Raw genomic sequence first — 19,857 nt, 5'->3', positions numbered from 1 at the left:
TGATGGCGACTGTATCTCAGCAAATTGCGCAATGGCTGGTTCAGCAAGGGGTTGAACAGGTTTTCACCGTCACCGGCGGCGGTGCCATGTTCCTCAACCAGGCCTTGGGTGGCCATGAGCAACTGCGCTGCACGTTCATGCACCATGAGCAGGCTTGTGCCATGGCCGCCGAGGGTTATGCGCGCATCACCGGCAAGCCGGCCGTGGTGATGTTGACGACCGGCCCGGGCTCTATCAACGCGCTCAACGGGGTGCATGGGGCGTTCACCGACTCCATTCCCATGATCGTGCTGTCCGGCCAGATCAAGCGCGAGACCTGTGTGTCTTTCCAGGATGTGCCTGGCCTGCGCCAACTGGGTGACCAGGAGGGGCCGACCATCGCCATGGCCAGCCCGGTGTGCAAGTACGCGCAGATCGTGCGTTCGGAGCAGGATGTGGAGGTCATGCTGCCCAAGGCATTCGCCGAAGCCGTGGGCGGTCGCCCCGGGCCTGTCTGGCTCGATATTCCACTGGATATCCAGCAATCCCAAGTGCCACTCGATATCCCGGCGCCATCGTTGATCCAGCCGCCGCGTGCCGAGGATTTGCGCGCCGCCTGCCGTGATATCGTCGGCAAGCTGTTGCAATCGCACCGCCCAGTTGTGCTGGGCGGCACCGGCGTACGCCTTTCACGTACCGAGCAACGGCTACTGGCGCTGGTGGAGCGCTACGGCATCCCCCTGGCGACCGCCTGGACCCATGATCTGATCGCGTCCGACCACCCGCTGTTCGCCGGTCGCCCTGGCACTATCGGGACCCGTGCCGGCAATTTCTGCTTGCAGGCGGCTGATTTTGTGCTGGTGCTGGGGTCGCGCCTGAATGTGCGACAAACCAGTTATAACTGGCAGGCATTCGCCAAGCACGCTTGGGTGGCTCAGGTCGATATCGACGCCGCCGAACTGAACAAGCCCACCGTGCGCCCGGACTTCGGCGTTACCGCCGACCTGGCAGACTTCCTCGATGTTTTCGAGCAAGAGCTGGCAAAGGCCACCCTGCAGAGTTTTGCGCCGTGGGTGCAATGGTGCCAGCACATAGGGCGTACCTATCCGGCATCGGCGGAGCACACGCAAAAAGCCGATGGGCCTTTGAACCCGTACCTGATGGTGCAGCGCATTTTTGCGCAGATGCGTGCGGATGACATCGTGGTATGTGGCAATGCGTCAGCCTGCATCCTGCCATTCCAGATCGGCGCCTTGCAAAAGGGCCAGCGCCTGTTCAGCAACTCGGGCTCCGCGTCGATGGGCTATGACCTGCCTGCGGCCATTGGTGCGGCGACGGCAGCCAAAGCGGAAGGTGCACGCCGCGTGATCTGCTTTGCGGGCGACGGCAGCCTGCAGATGAACATTCAGGAACTGCAAACGCTCAAGACCATCGGCGTCAATGTGATCGTAATCGTGCTCAACAATCGCGGTTACCTCTCGATCTGGCAAACACACGAAAACTTCTTTGGCCGGGTGATCGGCGCCACGCCCGAATCGGGCGTGGATTTCCCCGACTTCACTGCCGTGGCCAGCGCTTATGGCCTGCGCGCCGAGAGCATCGCTACGCAGGGCGACCTGGCGCGTCTCGATGCACTTCTGGAAAGTGATGGCCCGATGCTGATCGACCTGCACGTCGACCCTCGGCAGGAGTTCGTGCCGCGTATCAAGTCGCGGGTCGATGCCAACGGTGCTTTCGTCACCCCGGAGCTCGATGACATGCACCCGTTCCTGGAGCCGGAAACCATGGCGCAGATTCGTGCAGAAGCTGCAGCGCTGCGTGCCGTCCCCAACACCGATAAAAGGGGTATGTAATGGCTGAGAAGATAGATCGCTTCCAAGACTTCATTGCACTGCGTGACCGGGCAGCTGACGTGGTACCGGCGCGCATTGATCCACAGCGGCCGTTGTGGATCTTCGGCGCCGGGAACTTCGGTCGTAGCCTGGCCACCGCCGCACAGCAGCAAGGTATTGCGGTTGCCGGCTTTGTAGAGACATCGCCACGCATCGATACGGCCCAGGGGTTGCCCGTATTGAACTGGCAGGCGCTGGCCCGCCAGGCGCCCGAAGCGCAACTTGCACTCGGTATTTTCAACCGCGATGCGCCTTACGATGAGTTGTTGTCGATCGTTGCCGAGGCAGGCTTCGCCAAGCCATTGATGCCTTGGGAGTTGTACGAACAGTTCGCTGCGGCCTTGGGGTGGCGGTTCTGGCTGAGTAGCCGTAATTACCTGCTGGACGCCATGGAACGTATCGGGCGCGTGGCAGACAAGCTGGCTGATAACGAAAGCAAGCAGGTTCTTTATCGGATGTGCGCATTCCGGCTCGGGGTTGACCTTGAGTACGCCAGCTTTCTGTCGGAGGAGGAGCGTTACATCAACGCGCTGACGTTGCCGGCCTTGCAGGGGCGCGATATCACCTACGTGGACTGTGGTGCCTATGACGGTGACAGCTATGAAGAATTGATTGCCTGGCCCGAAATCTCCTGCAGCCGAGCGTTTCTGCTTGAGCCTGACCCTGAAAATTTCACCCGCTTGGTGCAACGCATTGGGGCTGAAGATACCCGCGCAATTTGTTTGCCATTGGCGGCCGCTGAGCATTACAGCATTCTTACGTTCAATGCTGGCCAAGGTGAGGCTTGCTCTATCAGCCAGCAAGGTGGGGGCGTATCGATTGCAGCCGTTGCGCTGGACCAGATGCTGCCAAGTGCGCCGGTCGACCTGATCAAGCTGGATGTCGAGGGCGCTGAGGCCCAGGTGTTGCGTGGTGCTGAACAGATCATTCGGCGTTGCCGCCCGGTACTGATTGTGTCCCTGTACCACAACCCTCAGGATTTGTGGGAGCTGCCGGAGTTGCTGTTCGAGTTTTGCTCCGATTACCGGTTCCATATCCGGCAACACTGCCCGAACACGTTCGAGTCGGTCTTGTACGCAGTGCCGAACTGATGAACCTGCTATTGACCGGCGGTACCGGCTTTTTTGGCAAGGCGCTGCTACGCCACTGGCTGGGCATCGCCAATGCAGGTTTGCAGGTGCCGTTGGTCACGGTATTGAGCCGAGCGCCAGAGGCCTTTCTGGCCAGGCATCCTGAGTTTTCCGGCCTGGCGTGGCTGCGGCTGCAGCAGGGCGACATTCTGCAGCCTGCGTCGTTTCCTGAAACGGGCGGCTTCACGCATGTGTTGCATGCGGCAGCCGACTCGACAGCCGGGGCTCAGCTCAGCCCATTGCAGCGGTATACCCAGATCGTCGAGGGGACCCGTCATGTGCTGGATTATTCTGTCAGGCAGCGTATCCCGCGCTTGTTGATGACCAGTTCCGGCGGTGTGTACGGCCCCCAGCCGCAGGGGCTGGAGCAGATCCCCGAGGATTACCATGGGTTGCCCGACCCGCTGGAGCCTGCCCATGCCTACAGCGTTGCCAAACGCTGCGCCGAGCATCTGTGCATCCTGTACCAGCACCAGTTTGGTCTGGAGGTGATCATCGCCCGCTGTTTCGCGTTTGTCGGCAGGGACCTGCCGCGCGATGTGCACTTCGCGATAGGCAACTTCATCCGCGATGCCCTTGAGTCGCCCGCCATTTGCGTCAGCGGGGATGGAACGCCTGTGCGGTCCTACATGGATCAGCGTGATCTGGCTCACTGGCTGGATGTGATGCTGCGCCAAGGGCGCGCGGGCACTGCTTACAACGTCGGCTCGGACGAGGCGGTGACAATCGCTGAGCTCGCTCACCAGGTGCGTGACGTGCTGTCCCCCCAAAAAACGGTGCACATTGCAGCTGCTCAGGCTACCCCGGGAAGTTTCCGGAACCGGTATGTACCCTGCATCGACAAGGCGCGCTCGGAACTCGGGTTGCAACTGCGCCATGGTTTGCAGCAGTCGATCAGGGATGCGGCAATTTAGAGGGCTGCCCGGTTGAGCTGGCCGAGGCGCAATAATCCCATTTTTACCTGGACGTGCTAGGTCTGACTTCATGATCAACGATGTGTTTCCCGCCTGTGCACGCGAACGCGTTGCCACCCGATGCGTTTGCTGTGGATCAGCGCAGTTGTCTCAGTCCCCGGCAGTGCTGATGCCGTTTGTGTCGCATCGGGCACTGGGCTGGGCGCCTGCAGTCATCGATGCCAGCTGGGGGTTGAACAGTATCCCTCAGGGCACGGCCTACTGCGTGTGCAATACCCTGCATTGCGCGGAGTGTGAATTCCTGTTTCTGGATATCCGGTTTTCGGACCGGGAAATGCAGCGCCTCTATGATGGTTACTACGGCAAGGCTTATGAAGATTTGCGAGAACACTATGAGCCGGGCTTCAGGGAGCGCAACAAAGCGCTGAGCGCGCCCAGCGAGCTGCTTGGCCTGACCCGTTCTTACATTCTTCGGCATATTGCGCCCACGCAGGTCCTGGACTGGGGCGGAGGTGATGGCTCCAATACACCGTTCAAAGGGCAGGGCTACTCGACCGATATCTACGATATCGACAAAAAAACCACCGTGCCCGGTACCCGCAGCGTGACCAGGGACGAAGTGCGAGGACGCACTTACGACCTGATCGTGTGCCGGCATGTGCTGGAGCATGTTCCTTATCCAACGGACACACTTGCGCAGATACGCGACTGCATGCACGACGATACGCTGCTGTACGTGGAGTTACCCCACGAGGCGGTGATGGTTGGCAACGATCAGGTTTGCGCTGAGCAAAAGCGGCACTGGCATGAGCATATCAACTTCTTCTCGGTGGCGGCGCTTACCAATCTGTTCGCGCTTGGCGGTTTCACCGTCGTGGATATTCAGTCAACCGCGTTTACCAGCAATGCCAAGCTGGGTTCGGCAGTACACTTGCTGCAGGCGATTGTGAAAAAGGCACCTTTCGAGGGCGCGTGACCGTAGGGTTGTGTGGGTATGAGGTCGTCCGGCTGCGTGAGCGCCACGCGAAAGCAGCCCCGGCATTGCGGCATTCGCAGCTTTGGTCGTATAACCGTGACTTGGCAGTCGAAACGTGCATCTTTAATCTATCAAGTCAGCGGGCAGCCACGTCGATGGCCTGACGAGGCCAATTTCAGGCCCGATCCCGCACTATCCGCCATGTCAACCGGGAAGCCACAATGATTGGCATTAAAAGCATCGCCAGTTACGTACCTGTGAATGGTGTAGACAACTACGCCCAAGGTGCGAAATTCGGCAAGGATCAAGAGTTCATTTTCGGCAAGATCGGTTCCACCTTCTTGCCGCGCAAGGATGCCAACCAGGAAACATCCGATCTTTGTGTCGAGGCAGCCCAAGCATTGTTTGCCGCCAACCCGTCGCTGGATCCTGCTGCCATCGATGCCGTGATCGTGGTCACCCAGAACGGCGATGCCGAAGGGCTGCCGCACACTGCGGCGATCGTTCAGCACAAGCTCGGGCTGTCCACAGCCGTCGCGGCCTTTGACATTTCCCTGGGCTGCTCGGGCTATGTGTATGGCTTGTATGCCATGAAAGGTTTCATGGAGGCCGCAGGCCTTAAGAATGGCCTGCTGATCACTGCAGACCCTTACTCGAAGATTGTCGACCCGGAAGATCGCAATACCACCATGCTGTTCGGTGACGCCGCTACCGCCACCTGGATGGGCGAGGACGCTGCCTGGCAATTGGGCAAATCGTTGTTCGGCAGCGATGGCGCGGGGGCCGAGCATCTGCGTACCACCGATGGCAAGTTCTTCATGAATGGTCGCCAGGTCTACAACTTTGCCTTGGTCAAGGTGCCGGCGCACTTGCAGCAGCTGCTTGAAGCCAGCGCACTCCAGGCCGAGGATATCGACCTGTATTGCCTGCACCAGGGCAGCGCGGCGATCGTCGATGCCGTATCGTCGCGCTTCGATGAAGGCGAGCACAAGCAGAAGTTCGTCAAGGATATGGTCGAGACGGGCAATACCGTGTCGTCCAGCATACCGCTGCTGCTGGAAAAGCACGTACTTGGCTCCAGCTGCAAGCGCGTGGCGCTGAGTGGCTTCGGGGTGGGCTTGTCGTGGGGCTCGGCCATAATCGAACGCTGTGACTGACCGTTCGTCGCCTCCAATAACGCCGTCATCATCTGACGGCGTTTTACTTTCTATCCTGCATTACTGTGACGCCTGTAAATTGGCGTCAACTCCTTGATTTCATTGGACTGGCACGATGCCAGCAATTTTTTTTGAAATTCCGCTAAAGCAAGCCGCCCTGACGACGATAACTATTACGAAGGTTCTCTGTGCCACCTCCGGCGAATTGCCAAGGCCGGAAGCCGTAGTACCCAATCCAACGAGGAATTCGTCATGGCTTTGACTGTAAACACCAACACCACCTCCCTGGGCGTTCAGAAGAACCTGAACCGGGCTTCCGATGCACTGGGCACCTCGATGACCCGTCTGTCCTCCGGCCTGAAAATCAACAGCGCCAAAGACGACGCTGCCGGCCTGCAGATCGCTACCCGCATGACTTCGCAGATCCGTGGCCAGACCATGGCGATCAAGAACGCCAACGACGCCATCTCCATCGCCCAGACTGCTGAAGGCGCGATGCAAGAGCAGACCAACATCCTGCAGCGTATGCGTGAACTGGCTGTTCAGTCGCGAAACGACAACAACAGCGAAGCAGACCGCGACGCACTGGATAAAGAATTCCAGTCGATGCTCAAAGAGATCGACCGTATCGCCGGTTCGACCCAGCTGAACGGCAAGAACCTGCTGGACGGTACCGCCAGCGACATGACCTTCCAGGTTGGCTCCAACACCGGTAGCGACAACCAGATCACCATCAGCCTGAGCGATGCCATGAACACCACTGGCGCGCTGAGCGGCCTGAGTGGCATGAGCATCACCGGTGCCGACAGCGCCGCTGCCGAAGCCACCTTCACCGCCGCCCTGAGCGCCATCGACGACGCACTGAACGCGATCAACAGCACCCGTGCCGACCTGGGTGCCGTTCAGAACCGTCTGACCAGCACCATCAACAACCTGCAGAACATCAACGAAAACGCCGAAGCCGCCCGTGGCCGTGTACAGGACACCGACTTCGCCGCTGAAACTGCCCAGCTGACCAAGCAGCAGACCCTGCAGCAAGCTTCCACTTCGATTCTGGCCCAGGCCAACCAACTGCCATCCGCCGTACTGAAGCTGCTTCAGTAATCGCTGATGGTGATCGGCGGGGGAGCGCAGTTTAAGGCGCTTCCCCGCCTTTTCGTTATGAGGTGGTAGACATGGACATGAGCGTCAAGCTGAATCTGTCCTATCCGGCATCCCGCCCCGCTGAACAGGCTGGCGAAAAACCGGTTGAGCGCACCGAGCAAGCGTCGCGTAGCGGCAGTGACACGCTGGTACCCAATGCCATCAGTGCTGCCGAGCACAGCAATGATGCCGAAAAAGTGAAAAACGCTGTTTCGGAAATCGAAAAGTTTCTCAGCTCCACCCGACGCAACCTGGAATTCTCCACGGACGAAGAATCCGGAAAGATCGTCGTCAAGGTCATCGCCAGTGAAACCGGCGAGCTGATCCGCCAATTGCCTTCTGAAGAGGCTTTGCGGATTGCGCATAACCTGAGCGATGTAAACAGTATTTTGTTCGACGCCAAGGTCTGATCGGCGGAGAATGTGCTAAGGCAGGAATCACGTCGGGCTTGCAGGAGCAGGTGCTGACGGTCAACAAAGAGGGATAACTGTATGGCGGGCACCCTGGTTTCCAGTATCGGTCAAGGTACGGGGCTGAATATCACCGAAATGGTCGCGGCGTTGGTCAATGCCGACACTGCAGCCAAGAAGGCGCAGATCACTCGGCAGACCAGCAACAATACCGCGATGATTTCCGGTGTGGGCTCGCTTCGCAGTGCCCTGACGGCGTTTCAGGACGCCATGGCGAAGTTGAACAGCTCCACCAGCCCTGCGTTCAATGCATACGCCGCCAAGTCGGCCAATGAGTCAGTGGTCAAGGTGACCGCTGGCAACACGGCGGTGGCAGGCAGCTACGACATTGTGGTCAACAAGCTGGCGACCGGCTCGAAAGTGGCCAGTGCCCCGATTGCCGGCGGTGCGGCTGCAACGGTGACGGGCGGTACGCTGACCATTGAGCAGAATGGCAACATCTATGAGCTTGAAGTTGAAGATGGCGCGTCGTTGCAGTCCGTGCGCGACCAGATCAACAAAGAGCTGGGTGTCCAGGGTATCTCTGCCAACATCGTGAACGGCAAGGACGGTGCGCGGCTGGTGTTCAGCTCCACCACCACCGGTGCCAATACCGACCTGATGGTCAGTGGTGTCCCTGAGCTTGAGATCGACGGTACTCAGCAGATGTCGGATACCGGCGCCGGGTTCATTACCGCCAAGGCGCAGGATGCCGAGCTGACCATCGACGGCCTGGTGGTCACCAGCAAGAAGAACACCATCACCGATGCCATCAGTGGCATCACGCTGGAGCTGACGGGCGTCAGCGCCAGGTCGGGCACCGACGGCGTGCCAACCAACGTCTCGGTGTCGCAGGACAATGATGGCCTGAAGAAGTCGATTCAGTCGTTCGTCGATGCCTACAACACGTTGCAGAAAACCATTACTGCGCTGACAACCTCCACGCGTGACGAAGATGACAACCTGTCGCTCGGCCCGTTGAGCAACGACCCGACCACCCGTTCGCTGGTCAACGATATTCGCAAGGTGCTGTCCGAGGTGGGGGCGGGCGACCAGTTGACGACCCTGAGCCAGCTGGGTATCAACACCACGAAAGATGGTACCCTCGAATTCAACTCGACCAAGTTCACCGCGGCGATGAACGACAAGAAGCTGGGCTCCGAAGTTCAGGAGTTGTTCACTGGCTCCAATGGGTTGATCGAGCGCATGAACAAGGCCATCGATCCGTACAACTCCACGGACGGCAGCCTGGCCACGCGCAAAAGCAACCTGGATAAGGTGGCGAAGAACCTGGCAGACCAGCAGACCGCGCTGGATCGCCGGACCGAGGCTTTGACCGAGTCGCTGACCAAGAAGTGGGTGGCAATGGACACCGCTGTGGCCAAGCTCAATGCCCAGGCCGACCAGATCAAATCGGTTTTCGACGCTATCAACGCGCAGGCCAAGAACTCCTGATCGTTCTCGCGTTTTGCCACGCACAAGCCCGGCAGCGCCTCGTGTCGCTCCGGGCTTTTTGCGTTGACACTAAAGTTTTTTGACGCTCAGGCGATACAGAGGTACAAGCAACCTTTTCGCTGCAACGAGGTAGATCCATGAACCCGATGTTGGCCCTTCGTCAATACCAGAAAGTCAACGGCGTGGCGCAGACGTCCGAAGCCAGTCCGCACCGGCTGGTACAGATGCTCATGCAGGGCGGTCTTGATCGTATGGCCCAGGCCAAAGGTGCCATCGCGCGTAATGACATCGCGCAGCGCGGTATTCTGCTCGGCAAGGCCATCGACATCATCGGTGGGCTGCGTGAAGGGCTGGACCTGGAAAACCATGCTGACAACCTGGCTGAGCTGGATAGCCTGTATGTCTACATGAGCCGCCGCCTGACCGAAGCCAATCTCAAGGGCGACCCGGCCATCATCGACGAGGTCGCGCGCCTGCTGATCACTGTGAAGGAAGGTTGGGACGCAATCGGCGATCAGTCGTCGGCTTCCTGATAAAGGAGCATGACATGAGCGAAGTAATCGCCCGCATCGAACAAACCCGGGACATGCTGCTGGCGGCGCTGGCCGAACGCAACTGGGAAGCGGTGGGGGAGCTGGACCTGGAATGCCGCTTGCGCGTTGGTGACATGGTGTCCGAAGCCAAAGGCAACGAGGCGGATGTCAGTGCCAGCCTCGAGCAATTGCTGGCCGTATACCGCCAACTAATCGAGGTTGCAAGTGGCGAACGTCAATCCTTGGTCGATGAAATGACGAAAATCCGTCAGGCGAAGAACGCGGCAAAGGTATACCATTTGTTCACCTGACCACCGATGTTGCAAAAAGCCGAGCGCCATTAATTTGACTGATCGGTGTTTTTTGACTTTACTAGTGGCTGTTTTCGAATTTCAGACGTCCGAACACTGACCATTCAGTCGGAATGATGTCGAGCATGCCCCCGCAGGGCGCCGATATGACTAGGGAAGTTGCTATTGCATGTGGCGTGAAACCAAGATTCTGCTGATCGACGACGACAGCGCACGCCGCCGTGACCTGGCGGTGGTGCTCAATTTTCTCGGCGAAGAAAACCTCGCTTGCTCAAGCCTGGACTGGCAGCAAGTCGTCGAGCCGTTGTCTTCAAGTCGCGAAGTGTTGTGTGTGCTTGTCGGCACCGTGAACGCCTCGGGCAATCTCCTTGGGCTACTTAAGACAGTGGCTGTCTGGGATGAGTTCCTTCCGGTTCTGCTTTTAGGTGAAATTTCTTCTGCCGAGCTGCCAGAAGACCTTCGCCGCCGCGTGCTTTCCAACCTGGAAATGCCGCCAAGCTACAGCCAGCTGCTGGATTCGCTGCACCGTGCCCAGGTCTACCGTGAAATGTACGACCAGGCGCGCGAGCGTGGCCGCCAGCGCGAACCCAATCTATTCCGCAGCTTGGTCGGCACCAGTCGTGCCATCCAGCATGTGCGGCAGATGATGCAGCAAGTGGCCGACACCGATGCCAGCGTGTTGATCCTGGGTGAGTCGGGCACGGGCAAGGAGGTGGTGGCGCGCAACCTGCACTACCACTCCAAGCGCCGCGAAGCGCCGTTCGTGCCGGTCAACTGTGGCGCGATCCCGGCCGAGTTGCTGGAAAGCGAACTGTTCGGCCACGAGAAGGGCGCCTTTACCGGGGCGATCACCAGCCGCGCCGGGCGCTTCGAGCTGGCCAACGGCGGTACCCTGTTCCTTGACGAAATCGGCGACATGCCGCTGCCGATGCAGGTCAAGCTGCTACGTGTGCTGCAGGAGCGTACGTTCGAGCGTGTAGGTAGCAACAAGACCCAGAGCATCGATGTGCGCATCATCGCCGCGACGCACAAGAACCTCGAGACCATGATCGAGGACGGCACCTTCCGTGAAGACCTGTATTACCGCCTGAACGTGTTCCCCATCGAAATGGCGCCGCTGCGTGAGCGGGTGGAAGATATCCCGCTGCTGATGAACGAGCTGATCTCGCGCATGGAGCACGAGAAGCGCGGTTCCATCCGCTTCAACTCTGCCTCGATCATGTCGCTGTGCCGTCACGGCTGGCCGGGTAACGTGCGTGAGCTGGCCAACCTGGTCGAGCGCATGGCGATCATGCACCCGTACGGGGTGATTGGCGTGTCCGAGTTGCCGAAGAAGTTCCGCTACGTCGACGATGAAGACGAGCAGATGGTCGACAGCCTGCGCAGCGACCTGGAAGAGCGCGTGGCGATCAATGGCCATACGCCGAACTTCAGCAACCATGCCATGCTGCCGCCCGAAGGGCTCGACCTGAAAGACTACCTCGGTAGCCTGGAGCAGGGCCTGATCCAGCAGGCGCTGGACGATGCCAACGGTATCGTTGCGCGCGCGGCTGAACGTTTGCGCATTCGCCGGACCACCTTGGTCGAGAAAATGCGCAAGTACGGTATGAGCCGCCAGGGTGGCGAGGATCAGGCAGAGGACTGACGTCGCCTGGTCCGGCCTCTTCGCGGGTAAACCAGCGAAGAGGCCTCCACAGTCAACCTAATTCCCCATCCCCGGCACGGCTATTGCTACAACGCTGGCACCATACCGTTTTTATGACGGTCAGCCACGCGAGAGAGCACGATGCCCCAGGCCGCCCACGTATCCCTAGCCCCCGACCAGAAGGGGCAAACCCCGGTGGAGCAGGAAAGCCGCCAGGGTGTCGAGCAAGCCTTCGCCTTGTTCAATCAGGTGTCCAGCCAGTTGAGCCAGTCCTATAGCCTGCTCGAAGCCCGGGTCAGCGAGCTCAAGGGCGAGCTGGCGGTGGTCAGTGCCCAGCGCATCGAAGAACTCAGCGAAAAGGAACGTCTGGCCAACCGCCTGCAAAACCTGCTGGACCTGCTGCCCGGCGGGGTGATCGTGATCGACGGCCAGGGCCTGGTGCGTGAAGCCAACCCGGCTGCCTGCGAGTTGCTTGGTGAGCCGTTGATCGGCCAGCTGTGGCGCCAGGTGATTGCCCGCAGCTTTGCACCGCGCAAGGACGATGGCCACGAAGTCTCGTTGCGCGACGGCCGTCGCCTGTCGATCGCGACCCGTTCGCTGGACGCCGAGCCCGGCCAACTGGTGCTGCTCAATGACCTGACTGAAACCCGTCGCCTGCAAGACCAGTTGGCGCGCCATGAGCGGTTGTCGTCGTTGGGGCGCATGGTTGCTTCGCTGGCGCATCAAATCCGTACGCCGCTGTCGGCAGCCATGCTGTACGCCAGTCATCTGGCCGATAGCGAGCAACAGCTGAGCGCAGAAACCCGCCAGCGCTTTGCCGGCACCCTGAAGGAACGCTTGCACGAACTGGAGCACCAGGTGCGCGACATGCTGGTGTTTGCCCGTGGCGAGCTGCCGCTGCTTGATCGGGTAACCCCGAAAGCCTTGTTCCAGGCACTGCAGCAGGCGGCCCAGGTGCATGTGCAGGGGCATGCCGTGCGCTGGCAGTGTGACAGCCACCTGGGTGAGCTGCTGTGCAACCGCGACACCCTGGTGGGGGCCATGCTCAACCTGGTCGAGAATGCCCTGCAGGCCGGCGACGGGCAGGCAAGGCTGAAGGTGCACCTGTACCGCCGTGAACGTACCTTGCACCTGTGCGTCAGCGATGCTGGCAGCGGTATCGAGGCCGATTTGCTCGGCCGCCTGGGTGAGCCGTTCCTGACCACCAAGGCCACCGGTACCGGTTTGGGCCTGGCCGTGGTCAAGGCCGTGGTGCGCGCACACCAGGGCAGGATCAGCCTGCGCTCGAAAGTGGGCCGTGGTACTTGCGTGCGGGTAGAGCTGCCCTTGATCGACGGGCAGTTGGCGGAGGGGGTGTGATGGCAATCAAGGTGCTGCTGGTCGAGGACGATCGCGTATTGCGCCAGGCGCTGGGCGATACCCTGGAAATCGGCGGTTTCGCTTACCAGGCGGTGGGCAGTGCCGAAGAAGCGCTGGAGGCTGTGCTGGAAGACGCTTTCAGCCTGGTGGTCAGTGACGTGAACATGCCCGGCATGGACGGGCATCAGTTGCTCAGCCAGCTGCGCCGCCAGCAACCGCAGTTGCCGGTGTTGCTGATGACTGCACACGCCGCCGTCGAGCGTGCGGTCGAGGCGATGCGCCAGGGCGCTGCCGACTACCTGGTCAAACCCTTCGAGCCCAAGGCGTTGCTCAGCCTGGTCGAGCGGCATGCCGCCGGGCGCGTGAGCGGCGAAGAAGGCCCGGTCGCCTGCGAGCCGGCCAGCCGCCAGTTGCTGGAGTTGGCCGCCCGGGTGGCGCGCAGTGACTCGACCGTGCTGATTTCCGGCGAGTCCGGTACTGGCAAGGAAGTGCTGGCGCGCTACATTCACCAGCAGTCGCCCCGTGCCGCGCAGCCCTTCGTCGCGATCAACTGCGCGGCGATTCCCGACAATATGCTCGAGGCTACTCTGTTTGGTCACGAGAAGGGCGCCTTCACCGGCGCTATCGCTGCCCAGGCAGGCAAGTTCGAACAGGCCGAAGGCGGCACCTTGTTGCTTGACGAAATCTCGGAAATGCCCATGGCTTTACAGGCCAAGCTGCTGCGTGTGCTGCAGGAGCGCGAGGTGGAGCGGGTAGGCGGGCGCAAGCCGATCAGCCTCGACATTCGTGTGCTGGCCACCACCAACCGTGACCTGGCAGGCGAGGTGGCGGCCGGGCGCTTCCGCGAAGACCTGTATTACCGCTTGTCGGTGTTCCCGCTGGCCTGGCGCCCGCTGCGTGAACGCCCGGGCGACATCCTGCAGCTGGCCGAGCGCCTGTTGGCGCGGCATGTGGCCAAGATGAAGCATGCTCCGGTACGCCTCTCGCCTGCGGCCCGGGCCTGCCTGCAGGCGCACGCCTGGCCAGGTAACGTGCGCGAATTGGACAACGCCCTGCAGCGGGCGCTGATCCTGCAGCAGGGTGGTGTGATCGAGGCGGCGGATTTTTGTCTGGAAGGCGCCATTCCATTGTCGGCCGGCACCGTGCCCTCGCCTGAAGTGGTTGTTGAGGCCGGCGGGCTGGGTGATGACATGCGCCGCCACGAGTACCAGATGATCATCGACACCTTGCGCGCGGAGCGCGGCCGGCGCAAAGAGGCGGCCGAACGCCTTGGGATCAGCCCGCGCACCCTGCGCTACAAGCTGGCACAGATGCGTGATGCCGGGTTCGATGTAGAGGCCAGCCTGTTCGGGTGACGGGCCGCCTCCACGGCGACCCTGTCAAAAACCAGAAGGGCTGGGTTGCCAAGGCTGGCACCTTTGTTGCTTTACGTAGGCTATTCGCCGCATGAGCGTCAAAAAAATGCGGCCGCAGGAGAGAGAAGGGTCATGAGCCAAGGTGTTGAATTCAATCGTCTGATGCTGGACATGCGGGCCATGCAGGCCGATGCCATGTCGTTGCCGAAGGTCACTGCTGCCCCGGAGCTGGCGCCGGGGCAAAGTACCTTTGCCGACATGCTCGGCCAGGCCATCGGCAAGGTGCATGAGACGCAGCAGGCCTCGACCCAGCTGGCCAATGCCTTCGAAATCGGCAAGAGCGGCGTCGACCTGACGGACGTGATGATCGCGTCGCAAAAGGCCAGCGTTTCGATGCAGGCCCTGACCCAGGTGCGCAACAAGTTGGTCCAGGCGTACCAGGACATCATGCAGATGCCGGTTTGAGGACGGATGTAAACCATGGCTGAAGCAGTCGTCGACAACCCCCCTGCCAAGACTGGCGCACCAGCGGCCAAGCGTCCGCTGCCCGGTATGTCGTTCCTGGAAAACATCGCACAGATGCCCATGCTGCGGCAGATCGGCCTCATGGTCGGCCTGGCGGCCAGCGTGGCGATCGGCTTTGCCGTGGTGCTGTGGTCGCAACAACCCGATTATCGTCCGTTGTACGGCAGCCTGTCGGGCATGGACACCAAGCAGGTCATGGACACCCTGGCCGCTGCTGACATCCCTTACAACGTGGAGCCCAACTCGGGTGCTCTGCTGGTCAAAGCCGACGATCTCTCCCGTGCGCGCCTGAAGCTGGCCGCCGCCGGGGTGGCGCCGAGCGACGGCAACGTGGGTTTCGAGCTGCTCGACAAGGAGCAGGGCCTGGGTACCAGCCAGTTCATGGAGGCCACCCGCTACCGCCGCAGCCTGGAAGGTGAGCTGGCGCGTACCGTTTCCAGCCTGAACAATGTCAAGGGTGCGCGCGTGCACCTGGCTATCCCGAAAAGTTCGGTGTTCGTGCGTGACGAACGCAAGCCCAGTGCCTCGGTACTGGTCGAGCTGTACCCGGGCCGTGCCCTGGAAGCCGGGCAGGTGATGGCCATCGTCAACCTGGTCGCCACCAGCGTGCCAGAGCTGGACAAGTCGCAGGTCACCGTGGTCGACCAGAAGGGCAACCTGCTGTCCGAACAGATCCAGGACTCCGCGCTCACCCAGGCCGGCAAGCAGTTCGACTACAGCCGCCGGGTGGAAAGCATGCTCACCCAGCGTGTGCACAACATCCTGCAGCCAGTGCTGGGCAACGACCGCTACAAGGCCGAAGTGTCGGCGGACCTGGACTTCAGTGCGGTGGAGTCCACCTCCGAGCAGTTCAACCCAGACCAGCCAGCGCTGCGCAGCGAGCAATCCGTCGACGAGCAGCGCGCCAGCAGCCAAGGTCCGCAAGGTGTGCCCGGCGCACTGAGCAACCAGCCACCTGGCGCGGCCTCGGCCCCGCAAACCACCGGTGGCGCTGCCACCCCGGCTGCGGCCATCCAGCCTGGCCAGCCGCTGGTGGATGCCAACGGCCAGCAGATCATGGACCCGGCCACCGGTCAGCCGATGCTCGCGCCGTACCCGTCGGACAAACGTCAGCAAAGCACCAAAAACTTCGAACTGGACCGTTCCATCAGCCACACCCGCCAGCAACAAGGGCGCATGACCCGCCTGTCGGTGGCCGTGGTGGTAGACGATCAGGTCAAGATCGACCCGGCCACTGGCGACAGCACGCGCGCGCCGTGGGGTGCCGAGGACCTGGCGCGCTTTACCCGCCTGGTGCAGGATGCGGTCGGCTTCGATGCCAGCCGTGGCGACAGCGTGACGGTGATCAACGTACCGTTCGCCGCCGACCGTGGCGAAGAAATTGCCGATATCGCCTTCTATCAGCAGCCGTGGTTCTGGGACATCGTCAAGCAGGTGTTGGGCGTAGTGTTCATCCTGGTGCTGGTGTTCGGTGTGCTGCGGCCTGTGTTGAACAACATTACAGGGGGCGGCAAGCAGGCTGCCCCGGACAGCGACATGGAGCTGGGCGGCATGATGGGTCTGGATGGCGAACTGGCCAACGACCGCGTCAGTCTGGGTGGCCCGACAAGCATTCTGCTGCCTAGCCCGAGCGAGGGTTACGAGGCACAGCTCAACGCAATCAAAGGCCTGGTGGCCGAAGACCCGGGCCGCGTTGCCCAGGTCGTGAAAGAGTGGATCAACGCCGATGAGTGATAACCGAGCCGTTACCGCCAAGCTGAGCCGCGTCGACAAGGCGGCGATCCTTCTGCTCTCGCTGGGCGAGACCGATGCGGCCCAGGTGCTGCGGCACATGGGGCCCAAGGAGGTGCAGCGGGTGGGTGTGGCCATGGCGCAGATGGGCAATGTGCACCGTGACCAGGTGGAGCAGGTGATGAGCGAGTTCGTCGACATCGTCGGCGACCAGACCAGTCTGGGCGTGGGGTCCGATGCCTACATCCGCAAGATGCTCAACCAGGCATTGGGCGAGGACAAGGCCAATGGCCTGGTCGACCGCATCCTGCTCGGTGGCAACACCAGCGGCCTGGACAGCCTGAAGTGGATGGAGCCGCGTGCTGTCGCCGACGTGATCCGCTACGAGCACCCGCAGATCCAGGCCATCGTGGTGGCCTACCTCGATCCGGACCAGGCCGGTGAAGTGCTGAGCAACTTCGACCACAAGGTGCGCCTGGACATCGTCCTGCGCGTGTCGTCGCTGAACACCGTGCAGCCTGCGGCGTTGAAGGAGCTGAACCAAATCCTCGAGAAGCAGTTCTCGGGCAACTCCAACGCAGCACGCACCACCCTGGGCGGCATCAAGCGTGCTGCCGACATCATGAACTTCCTCGATAGCTCCGTGGAAGGTGCACTGATGGACGCGATCCGCGAAATCGACAGCGACCTGTCGGAGCAGATCGAGGACTTGATGTTCGTCTTCAACAACCTGGCCGACGTCGACGATCGCGGTATCCAGGCGCTGTTGCGTGAAGTGTCGTCCGACGTGCTGGTGGTGTCGCTCAAGGGCGCCGACGAGCGGGTCAAGGACAAGATCTTCAAGAACATGTCCAAACGTGCTTCGGAGCTGCTGCGCGACGACCTGGAGGCCAAGGGGCCGGTACGGGTTAGCGACGTGGAAACGGCACAGAAGGAAATCCTTACCATTGCCCGGCGTATGGCCGAGGCTGGCGAGATCGTGCTCGGCGGCAAAGGCGCCGAGGAAATGATCTAAGTCGCTTGCGGGCCTTGAGGGGCCTTGTGGGAGCGGGCTTGCCCCGCGAACACCGGCAACGCCGGTGCCATACACCGCGGCGCCTGCTTCGCGGGACAAGCCCGCTCCCACAGGGGTCAAACCCGTCTCCCTATTGAATAGGGTTTTGAGTACCTGAAAACATGTCCACCAAAGAACATCACCCCAGCGACCTGATCCGCGCCCGCGACCTTGAGGGCGTGGACGTGTGGGCGCTGCCCAGCTTCGACCCGGAACCGGAGCCCGAACCGGAGCCTGAGCCTGAACCCGAGGTCATTGAGGAAGTCGAGGAAGTGCCGCTGGAAGAAGTCCAGCCGCTGACCCTGGAAGAACTCGAAGCGATCCGGCAAGAGGCCTACAACGAGGGTTTTGCCACCGGTGAGCGTGAAGGTTTTCACAGCACCCAGCTCAAAGTCCGCCAGGAGGCCGAAGAGGCCTTGAAGACCAAGCTGGACAGCCTTGAGCGGCTGATGGCCAACCTGATGGAGCCGATCGCCGAGCAGGACACGCAGATCGAGAAAACACTGGTGCATCTGGTGGCCCACATGACTCGCCAGGTGATCGGCCGCGAGCTGCGCAGCGATTCCAGTCAGATCACCCAAGTGTTGCGCGAAGCGCTCAAGCTGCTGCCCATGGGGGCGGACAATATCCGCATCCACCTCAACCCGCAGGATTTCGAGCTGGCCAAGGCCTTGCGCGAACGCCATGAGGAAAGCTGGCGGCTGCTGGAAGACAGTGCACTGCTGCCAGGTGGTTGCCGTATCGAGACGCTTCACAGCCGTATCGATGCAACCATGGAAACACGCATCGAAAAAGCCGTGGCACAACTGTTCGACCAGTTGCACGACCATGCACTGCACCCGGCAGCGCCAGATATGGCGGTAGATCTGGCCAGCCCGGTGGATACCCCTGATGCGCCTTGAACGCACCAGCTTCGGCAAGCGCCTGGGCAGTTATGCCGAGGCCATCGCGCTGCCGGCCCAGCCCGTCGTCGAAGGCCGCCTGCTGCGCATGGTCGGGCTCACCCTGGAGGCCGAAGGCCTGCGTGCCGCGGTGGGCAGCCGCTGCCTGGTGATCAACGACGACAGTTACCACCCGGTGCAGGTCGAGGCCGAAGTCATGGGCTTTGCCGGGCCCAAGGTGTTCCTTATGCCGGTGGGCAGCATCGTCGGTATTGCGCCGGGGGCGCGGGTGGTGCCGCTGGACGACGGCGGACGTCTGCCCATGGGCATGAGCATGCTCGGCCGCGTGCTCGACGGTGCCGGTCGCGCGCTGGATGGCAAGGGCGGGATGAAGGCCGAGGACTGGGTGCCGATGGACGGCCCGGTGATCAACCCGCTCAACCGCGACCCGATCAGCAAGCCGCTGGACGTGGGTATTCGCAGTATCAATGGTCTGCTTACCGTTGGCCGTGGCCAGCGGCTGGGCCTGTTTGCCGGTACCGGCGTGGGTAAATCGGTGTTGCTGGGCATGATGACCCGCTTCACCGAAGCCGAAATCATCGTGGTCGGGCTGATCGGTGAGCGGGGCCGCGAAGTGAAGGAGTTCATCGAGCATATCCTCGGTGAAGAGGGCCTCAAGCGCTCGGTGGTGGTGGCGTCGCCGGCAGACGATGCGCCGCTGATGCGTCTGCGCGCGGCCATGTACTGCACGCGCATCGCCGAGTACTTCCGCGACAAGGGCAAGAATGTGCTGTTGTTGATGGACTCCTTGACCCGTTTCGCCCAGGCCCAGCGGGAAATCGCCCTGGCCATCGGCGAACCGCCGGCCACTCGCGGTTACCCGCCATCGGTGTTCGCCAAGCTGCCCAAGCTGGTGGAGCGGGCGGGCAATGGCGAGCCGGGCGGTGGATCGATCACGGCGTTCTATACCGTGCTGTCAGAGGGCGACGACCAGCAGGACCCGATCGCCGACTCGGCCCGTGGCGTGCTCGACGGTCACTTTGTGCTGTCGCGCCGGTTGGCCGAGGAAGGCCATTACCCGGCCATCGACATCGAAGCGTCCATCAGCCGGGTGATGCCCCAGGTTGTCGATGCCGACCACTTGCGCCAGGCGCAGAAGTTCAAGCAGCTGTGGTCGCGCCTGTCGCAAAGCCGCGACCTGATTAGCGTGGGTGCCTATGTGGCCGGCGGCGATCCGGAAACCGACCTGGCCATTGCCTTGCAATCAAAGCTGGTGGAATTCTTGCGCCAAGGGCTGAGTGAAAACGTGGGCATGGCACAGAGCCGCGAACAGCTGGGGGCGATTTTCACGCCCCCGGCAGGCTGATA

At 61.4% G+C, this 19,857-nt stretch carries 18 protein-coding genes; all 18 read left to right on the top strand.

Annotated features, from left to right (window positions below; genetic code table 11):
* Nucleotides 1-2 precede the first annotated feature (2 nt).
* A complete protein-coding gene (locus B9A31_RS11220) occupies nt 3-1,832 on the top strand; it encodes a thiamine pyrophosphate-binding protein (protein ID WP_232238337.1) in 1,830 nt (609 codons plus the stop codon).
* On the top strand, nt 1,832-2,962 hold the full coding sequence (locus B9A31_RS11215; protein ID WP_016711803.1) for an FkbM family methyltransferase: 1,131 nt from the start codon (nt 1,832-1,834) through the stop codon (nt 2,960-2,962). Before B9A31_RS11220 ends, B9A31_RS11215 begins: the two co-directional genes overlap by 1 nt.
* Nucleotides 2,962-3,915 (top strand): NAD-dependent epimerase/dehydratase family protein, encoded by a 954-nt coding sequence (locus B9A31_RS11210; RefSeq protein ID WP_027615301.1) that lies wholly within the window; start codon nt 2,962-2,964, stop codon nt 3,913-3,915. The genes B9A31_RS11215 and B9A31_RS11210 overlap by 1 nt, the downstream gene beginning before the upstream one ends.
* A gap of 70 nt (nt 3,916-3,985) precedes the next feature.
* On the top strand, nt 3,986-4,891 hold the full coding sequence (locus B9A31_RS11205) for a class I SAM-dependent methyltransferase (RefSeq protein WP_027615300.1): 906 nt from the start codon (nt 3,986-3,988) through the stop codon (nt 4,889-4,891).
* A gap of 221 nt (nt 4,892-5,112) precedes the next feature.
* Complete coding sequence (locus B9A31_RS11200; protein ID WP_016711800.1) at nt 5,113-6,048, top strand: ketoacyl-ACP synthase III; 936 nt, start codon at nt 5,113-5,115, stop codon at nt 6,046-6,048.
* Between the two features lie 252 nt (nt 6,049-6,300).
* Nucleotides 6,301-7,152 carry a flagellin domain-containing protein gene (locus tag B9A31_RS11195; RefSeq protein ID WP_027615299.1) on the top strand — a complete coding sequence of 284 codons (852 nt, stop codon included), beginning with the start codon at nt 6,301-6,303 and terminating at the stop codon, nt 7,150-7,152.
* Nucleotides 7,153-7,223: 71 nt separating this feature from the next.
* A complete protein-coding gene (locus B9A31_RS11190; protein ID WP_027615298.1) occupies nt 7,224-7,601 on the top strand; it encodes a flagellar protein FlaG in 378 nt (125 codons plus the stop codon).
* Between the two features lie 81 nt (nt 7,602-7,682).
* Nucleotides 7,683-9,095 carry a flagellar filament capping protein FliD gene (gene fliD / locus B9A31_RS11185; protein ID WP_027615297.1) on the top strand — a complete coding sequence of 471 codons (1,413 nt, stop codon included), beginning with the start codon at nt 7,683-7,685 and terminating at the stop codon, nt 9,093-9,095.
* A gap of 137 nt (nt 9,096-9,232) precedes the next feature.
* The gene (gene fliS / locus B9A31_RS11180; protein WP_016711797.1) at nt 9,233-9,628 is read left to right on the top strand and encodes a flagellar export chaperone FliS; all 396 of its coding nucleotides are present in this window, start codon (nt 9,233-9,235) and stop codon (nt 9,626-9,628) included.
* Nucleotides 9,629-9,642: 14 nt separating this feature from the next.
* On the top strand, nt 9,643-9,939 hold the full coding sequence (locus B9A31_RS11175) for a hypothetical protein (RefSeq protein WP_027609436.1): 297 nt from the start codon (nt 9,643-9,645) through the stop codon (nt 9,937-9,939).
* Between the two features lie 169 nt (nt 9,940-10,108).
* Complete coding sequence (gene fleQ / locus B9A31_RS11170; protein ID WP_084296995.1) at nt 10,109-11,584, top strand: transcriptional regulator FleQ; 1,476 nt, start codon at nt 10,109-10,111, stop codon at nt 11,582-11,584.
* A gap of 141 nt (nt 11,585-11,725) precedes the next feature.
* Nucleotides 11,726-12,943, top strand: a complete 1,218-nt coding sequence (locus B9A31_RS11165) for a sensor histidine kinase (RefSeq protein ID WP_027615296.1) — start codon at nt 11,726-11,728, stop codon at nt 12,941-12,943.
* A complete protein-coding gene (locus B9A31_RS11160) occupies nt 12,943-14,298 on the top strand; it encodes a sigma-54-dependent transcriptional regulator (RefSeq protein WP_025753840.1) in 1,356 nt (451 codons plus the stop codon). Before B9A31_RS11165 ends, B9A31_RS11160 begins: the two co-directional genes overlap by 1 nt.
* A gap of 132 nt (nt 14,299-14,430) precedes the next feature.
* Nucleotides 14,431-14,763 (top strand): flagellar hook-basal body complex protein FliE, encoded by a 333-nt coding sequence (gene fliE / locus B9A31_RS11155; RefSeq protein ID WP_019099657.1) that lies wholly within the window; start codon nt 14,431-14,433, stop codon nt 14,761-14,763.
* A gap of 15 nt (nt 14,764-14,778) precedes the next feature.
* Entirely contained in the window at nt 14,779-16,557 is a 1,779-nt protein-coding gene (gene fliF / locus B9A31_RS11150) for a flagellar basal-body MS-ring/collar protein FliF (protein ID WP_019099658.1), read from the top strand.
* On the top strand, nt 16,550-17,569 hold the full coding sequence (fliG, locus tag B9A31_RS11145; RefSeq protein WP_003254434.1) for a flagellar motor switch protein FliG: 1,020 nt from the start codon (nt 16,550-16,552) through the stop codon (nt 17,567-17,569). The genes fliF and fliG overlap by 8 nt, the downstream gene beginning before the upstream one ends.
* Before the next feature lie 161 nt (nt 17,570-17,730).
* Nucleotides 17,731-18,510: a flagellar assembly protein FliH gene (fliH, locus tag B9A31_RS11140; RefSeq protein ID WP_019099659.1), complete on the top strand. Its 780-nt coding sequence runs from the start codon at nt 17,731-17,733 to the stop codon at nt 18,508-18,510.
* Complete coding sequence (fliI, locus tag B9A31_RS11135; protein ID WP_016711789.1) at nt 18,500-19,855, top strand: flagellar protein export ATPase FliI; 1,356 nt, start codon at nt 18,500-18,502, stop codon at nt 19,853-19,855. Before fliH ends, fliI begins: the two co-directional genes overlap by 11 nt.
* Nucleotides 19,856-19,857: the final 2 nt, after the last annotated feature.

It is taken from the genome of Pseudomonas sp. URIL14HWK12:I5, assembly GCF_900176445.1.
Classification (GTDB): domain Bacteria; phylum Pseudomonadota; class Gammaproteobacteria; order Pseudomonadales; family Pseudomonadaceae; genus Aquipseudomonas; species Aquipseudomonas monteilii.
This window is presented reverse-complemented; position numbering and strand designations above follow the sequence as displayed.